Source organism: Rhizobacter sp. P3_B12 (assembly GCF_056402895.1).
The window spans coordinates 1-5,954 of sequence record NZ_JBFUGN010000327.1; the positions used below are offsets into that span (position 1 = coordinate 1).

The 5,954-nt window shown below is 71.4% G+C and carries 6 protein-coding genes; 3 read left to right on the top strand and 3 right to left on the bottom strand.

The window, feature by feature from the left end; translation table 11 throughout:
• The 3 genes from AC1D01_RS17405 to AC1D01_RS17415 all read left to right on the top strand — a co-directional run.
• The coding region (locus AC1D01_RS17405; protein ID WP_477868404.1) for an ABC transporter permease at nt 1-701 on the top strand (701 nt) is incomplete at its 5' end.
• Nucleotides 698-1,672, top strand: a complete 975-nt coding sequence (locus AC1D01_RS17410; RefSeq protein ID WP_477868406.1) for an ABC transporter permease — start codon at nt 698-700, stop codon at nt 1,670-1,672. The genes AC1D01_RS17405 and AC1D01_RS17410, both read left to right, overlap by 4 nt.
• 71 nt (nt 1,673-1,743) lie before the next feature.
• On the top strand, nt 1,744-2,667 hold the full coding sequence (locus AC1D01_RS17415; protein ID WP_477868408.1) for a nucleoside hydrolase: 924 nt from the start codon (nt 1,744-1,746) through the stop codon (nt 2,665-2,667).
• Here the strand turns inward: AC1D01_RS17415 and AC1D01_RS17420 are convergent.
• The 3 genes from AC1D01_RS17420 to AC1D01_RS17430 all read right to left on the bottom strand — a co-directional run.
• The gene (locus AC1D01_RS17420; RefSeq protein ID WP_477868410.1) at nt 2,639-4,624 is read right to left on the bottom strand and encodes a hybrid sensor histidine kinase/response regulator; all 1,986 of its coding nucleotides are present in this window, start codon (nt 4,622-4,624) and stop codon (nt 2,639-2,641) included. The genes AC1D01_RS17415 and AC1D01_RS17420 overlap by 29 nt on opposite strands.
• Before the next feature lie 25 nt (nt 4,625-4,649).
• Complete coding sequence (locus AC1D01_RS17425; RefSeq protein WP_477868412.1) at nt 4,650-5,102, bottom strand: response regulator; 453 nt, start codon at nt 5,100-5,102, stop codon at nt 4,650-4,652.
• Nucleotides 5,099-5,954, bottom strand: an 856-nt coding sequence (locus AC1D01_RS17430) for an ATP-binding protein (protein ID WP_477868414.1), incomplete at its 5' end; no start/stop codon positions are given. The genes AC1D01_RS17425 and AC1D01_RS17430, both read right to left, overlap by 4 nt.

The window sequence follows — 5,954 nt, forward strand, 5'->3', positions numbered from 1 at the left end:
TGCAGGCGCGGCGCGGCAGCCACATCGTCATCACGACGATCATGTTCAATTTCCTCGCGTCGACGCTGATGGTGTGGCTGCTGGTCAACGTCGTGAAGGTGGCGGGCAACCAGGCGGTGGAGTCGCGGCTGTTCGCGCCGGGCGCGGTGCTGCCGAGCGCGCAGGCCATGTTCAGTGCCATGGGCATCGAGTGGCCCGACACGCCGCTGAACCTCGCGTTCGGGCTCGCGCTGCTGGCCTGCGTGGGCCTGTGGGCGCTGCTGTGGCACACGCGGCTCGGCTATGCGCTGCGTGCGGTGGGCCTGGCGAGCGATGCGGCGCGCTATGCCGGCATCGACCCGCGGCGGCTCACGGTGATCGCGATGTGCCTGTCGGGCGCGCTCGCGGCGCTGGTCGGCGTCAACGAGATCGCCGGCGTGCACCACAAGCTGCTGCTGGATTTCGTCGCCGGCGCCGGCTTCACCGGCATCGCGGTCGCGTTGATGGGGCGCAACCATCCGGTGGGCATCGTGCTGTCGGCGTTGCTGTTCGGCGCGCTGGCGCAGGGCGGCTCGGAGCTGGTGTTCGAGATGCCGGCCTTCACGCGCGACATGTCGGTGGCGGTGCAGGGCTTCGTCGTGCTGTTCTGCGGCGCGTTGTCGCTGATGCTGCGGCCGCCGGTGGCGTGGGTGTATGGGCGGCTGGCGAGGAGCGCGGCATGACCGATGACTGGCTGATCGTCGCATCGGTTCTGGGCGCGACGCTGCGCATCGCCGTGCCGCTGGTGCTCTGCGCGCTGGCCGGTGTGTTCAGCGAGCGCGCCGGCGTGATCGACATCGGTCTCGAGGGCAAGATGCTCGCGGCCGCGTTCGCCGCCGCCTGCCTGGGCGCGATCGGCTGGCCGGCGTGGCCGGCGATGGCGGGCGCGATCGCGGTGTCGACGCTGCTCGCGCTGGTGCACGCCTGGGCCTGCGTCACGCACCGCGGCGACCAGATCGTCTCCAGCGTGGCATTGAACGTGATCGCCGCCGGCCTCACCGTGGTGCTCGGCCTGGTGTGGTTCCACCAGGGCGGGCGCACGCCGAACATCGGCGATGCCAGCCGCTTCATGGCGCTGTTCCCCGGCGCCGCGAACGCGGTGCAGGGCTGGCCCGTCGTCGGCCCGCTGCTGGCCGAGGGCGTGCTGCGCCACAACCTGCTGGTGTGGGTCACCGTGGCGCTGGTGCCGGCCTCGTGGTGGCTGCTGTACCGCACGCGCTTCGGGCTGCGGCTGCGCGCGGTCGGCGAGAACCCGGCGATGGTCGATGCGGCCGGCATCTCGGTCGGCGCGCTGCGCTACGGCGCGGTGCTGCTGGCCGGCGCGCTGTGCGGTGCGGCGGGCGGCTACCTGGCGCTGGCGCAGAACGCGTCGTTCACGCCCGGCATGACGGCCGGCCGCGGCTTCATGGCGCTGGCCGCGATGGTGTTCGGCAAATGGCACCCGCTGCGCGCGGCCGTCGCCTGCCTGCTGTTCGGTTTTCTCGATGCGGTCGCGATCCGGCTGCAGGGGGTCGAGCTGCCTGGCCTCGGCAGCGTGCCGGTCGAGCTGATCCAGGCGCTGCCCTACCTGCTGACGGTGGTGCTGCTGGCCGGCTTCTTCGGCCGGGCCGAGGCGCCGCGCGCGCTCGGCCGGGCCTATGTGAAGGAGCGCTGAAGCGCCGCGCAGGTGATGCCGCAGTTCGTCGCGCCGCAACTGCGTGCTGCCGCCGCTGCACAATGACCGCCATGAACACCCCGACGCCGATCCTCATCGATTGCGACCCCGGCATCGACGATGCCCTCGCGCTGCTGCTGGCGGCCGGCGCGCCGGAACTGGACCTGACCGGCGTCACCACCGTGGCGGGCAACCGCACGGTCGAGATGACCGCCGACAACGCCTGCCGCGTGCTCGATTTGGCGGGCCGGCACGACGTGCCCGTGCACGCCGGCTGCAGCCACGCGCTGACGATGCCGCGGGCCCGCACCAACACCGTCCACGGCGAGGACGGCCTGGGCGGCGTCGAGCTGCCGCGCAGCCGCTCCGCCACCACGCAGCACGCGGTCGACGTGATCGAGCAGGCGCTGCTGCGCGAGCCGGCCGGCAGCCTGACGCTGGTGGCGATCGGGCCGCTCACGAACCTGGCGCTGGCCGAGATCAAGCGCCCCGGCCTGCTGCAGCGCGCGAAGCGCGTGCTCGTGATGGGTGGTGCCGCGTTCYGCGACGGCAACATCACGCCGGCCGCCGAGTTCAACTTCCACGCCGATGCGCTGGCCGCGCAGACCGTGCTCGGCAGTGGCGCGCCGGTGCTGCTGTTCGGGCTCGACGTGACGCGCCAGGCGGCGATGCCGGCCGACTGGGTCGAGTCGCTGGGCGCGCTCGGCAACCGCTGCGGCCCGGTCGCGCGCGACCTGATCCGCGGTTTCCGCCGCGACAGGCCGCTGCTGCACGACACCTGCCCGGTGGCCTGGCTGATCGCGCCGGAGCTGTTCGCTTCCGAGCGCTGCCGGGTCGAGGTCGACTGGCGGCCCGGCCTCACCGAAGGCCACCTGTCGGCGAAGCGCATCGCGCTGGCCCGTGACGATTTCGGCACGCCGGTCGACGTGTTCACGTCGGTCGATGCCGGCGCGCTGCGCGAACTGCTCAGGCAGCGCCTGGCTCGCCTGCCCTGAGGGCGTCCGGCGGGCCGGCCAGGATGCGGGCGATCAGCGCGCCCAGCTCCTCGAAGGTGTTCTCCTTCTCGAGCAGCCCGCGCACGCCCACCGCGCGGGCCTCGGCCCGCAGCTCGTCGGTGATGTAGCCCGAGCTGAGCACCACCGGCAGGTCGGGCCGGATGCGCGCCAGCTCGCGCGCCAGCTCGATGCCCGAGTTGCCGGGCATGTTGTAGTCGGTCACCAGCAGGTCGACCTCGCGCGGGTGCTCGCGCACCTGGGCGATGGCCTGCGCCGCCTCGGTGAACGTGCGCACGCGGTAGCCCGCGCGCGCCAGCAGGCGCTCGACCATGATGACCATCGTCTCGTCGTCGTCGACGTAGAACACGCGCTCGCCATGGCCTGCCGAGGTTTGCTGGACGCGCGGCGCGCGCGCCGCGGCCCCGGCCGTGTCGGCCACCGGCAGGTACAGGTGCAGCGTGGTGCCGACCCCCGGCTCGCTGTCGACCGCGATGGCGCCGTGGTGCGCGACGACGATGCCGTGCRCCACCGASAGCCCGAGGCCSGTGCCCTGSCCGACCSGCTTGGTGGTGAAGAACGGCTCGAAGATGCGCTCGCGGGTCGCGTTGTCCATGCCGGCGCCGTCGTCGCTGACCCACAGGTGCGCATGGCGGCCCGGGCGCAGGCCGCCGAGGCGCTGGCAGGTCGCCGGGTCCAGCTCCACGCCGTCGAGCCCGATGCAGATGCGGCCGACACCGCCGCGCAGCGCATGCCAGGCGTTCGTGCAGAGGTTCATCAGCACCTGCTGCACCTGCGTGGCATCGGCCTGCACCTGCGGCACGTCGTCGGCGATGCGCGTCTGCAGCTCGACGCCGGCCGGCAGCGTGGCGCGCAGCAGCTGGTGCGTCTCGTCGACCACCGGCCGCAGCGACTGCGTCTGCAGCTCCTGCGGCTCGCGACGGCTGAAGGTGAGGATCTGCCGCACCAGCATGCGGGCGCGCAGGCTGGCCTTGTGCACCTCGCGCAGCAGCGCACCGGCCGGGTGGTCGGCACCGACGGCCTCCAGCGCCAGCGCCGAGTTGCCGAGGATCGCGCCGACGATGTTGTTGAAGTCGTGCGCGATGCCGCCGGCCAGCGTGCCGATCGACTCCATCTTCTGCGAATGGCGCAGCTGGGCCTCGTAGCGGATCAACTCCGACTCGGCCTCCTTGCGCTCGTGGATGTCGGTGATCGCGACGCGGATGCTCGGCGTGTCCGCTCCCAGGCCGCCCACGCGCATGCAGTCGAGCTGCACGTGCAGCGCGTCGGCATCGGGGCGCTGCAGCGCCAGCTCCAGGCGCTGGCGAGTGCCCTCCTGCAGCACGCGCTCGAAATGCGCCGCCCAGCGCTCGCGCTCCACCGGGTTGACGAAGTCGGCGAACTGCAGGCCGGCCGAGGCATCGCGGCGCAGGCCCAGCATGTCGGCACCGTTCAGGTTCAGCTGCTCGATGCGGCCATCGGCGCCGAGCGTCAGGTAGCCCACCGGCGCCAGCTCGTAGAGATCCATGTAGCGGTCGCGGCTGAGCTCCAGGTCGCGCTGCGCCTGGCGGTGCTCGGCGCGGATCACCGCCTGCGCCAGCTCGCGCTTGAGCACCGGGGCGAGCCGCGCGAGGTTCTGCTTCATCACGTAGTCGCTCGCACCGGCCTTCATCGCCTCGACCGCGATCTCCTCGCCGATGGTCCCCGAGACGAAGATGAACGGGATGTCGAGGTCGCGCGAGCGGAAGGCCTGCAGCGCCTCGATGCCGCTGAACTGCGGCATGCGGAAGTCCGACAGCACGGCGTCCCAGCGCTGCTGGTCGAAGGCCTCCTGCAACGCGGCCAGGCTCTGCACGCGCCTGCAGGTGGGGGCGAAGCCGCCGCGGCTCAGCACGCGGGCAACCAGCCGGGCGTCGTCCTCGGAATCCTCCACCACCAGGATGTTGACCGGCATGCTCATCGTGCGGGGGCCTCGAAACTTCGGCTCAGGCGTGCGAACGGTCCGGCGGCAACTGGTTGATCATCAGCCAGTAGAAGCCGAGCACCTTCGCCGCCTCGATGAACTCGACGAAATCGACCGGCTTGCGCACATAGCTGTTGGCGCCGAGCGAGTAGCCCGACACCAGGTCCTGCTCCTCCTTCGACGAGGTCAGGATCACCACCGGCAGCAGGCGCGTGCGCTCCTCGGCGCGGATCGCCTTCAGCACGCCCAGGCCGTCGAGCCGCGGCAGCTTCAGGTCGAGGATCACCAGCGCGGGCAGCGGTTGCGACGCGCGGTGCTCGTGCGCGTTGCGCGCGAACAGGTAGTCGAGCGCCTGGACGCCGTCGCGCGCGACGTCGATCGGGTTCATCAGGTGGCTGCGCTTGAAGGCGCGCAGCGTCAGCGCGACGTCGTCGTCGTTGTCCTCGACCAGCAGGATGGCCTTCTGTTCACTCATCGCGGGGCTCCAGGGAGGTGGAAGTAGAAGGTGGCGCCCTGGCCGGGCCGGGCCTCGGCCCAGATGCTGCCGTCATGGCGCCGCAGGATGCGGTGGACGATCGCCAGGCCGATGCCGGTGCCCGGGAACTCGGTCTCATGGTGCAGGCGCTGGAAGGCACCGAACAGGCGGTCGGCGTAGGTCATGTCGAAGCCTACGCCGTTGTCGCCGACAAAGCACACCGGGCGGCCGTCCTTCACGGTGCTGCCGACGCGGATCACCGCATCGGCGGTCTTCGACGTGAACTTCCACGCGTTCTCCAGCAGGTTCTGCATCGCGATCTGCATCAGCGACTTGTCGGCATGCACCGTCAGGCCCTCGTCGATCTCCCAGCGCATGGCGCGCTCCGCGTGCATCTTCTGCATCGAACTCGCGATGTCGCGGGCCATCGCGCCGAGGTCGACGTTGCGCAGCACCAGTTCGGTGCGCGTGACCCGCGACAGCCCGAGCAGCTCGTCGATCAGCCGGCCCATGCGCTGGCTCGCGGCACGGATGCGAGAGAGGTGTTCGCGGCCTTCGTCGTCGAGGCGGTCGCCGTAGTCCTCGAGCAGCGCGAGCGAGAAGCCGTCCATGCTGCGCAGCGGCGCCCGCAGGTCGTGCGACACCGAGTAGCTGAACGACTCGATCTCGTGGTTGAGCGCCGCCAGCTCCTGGTTGCTGCGCTCGATCTGCACGAACGAGTTGCGCAGCGTGGTGGTCATCGCATCGAAGTTGCGCGACATCTCGCCGATCTCGTCGTGGCCGCCGATGTCGAGCCGGAACGCCCAGTTGCCGGACGCGACCTCGCGCGTGGCCTGCTGCAGGCGCTGGATC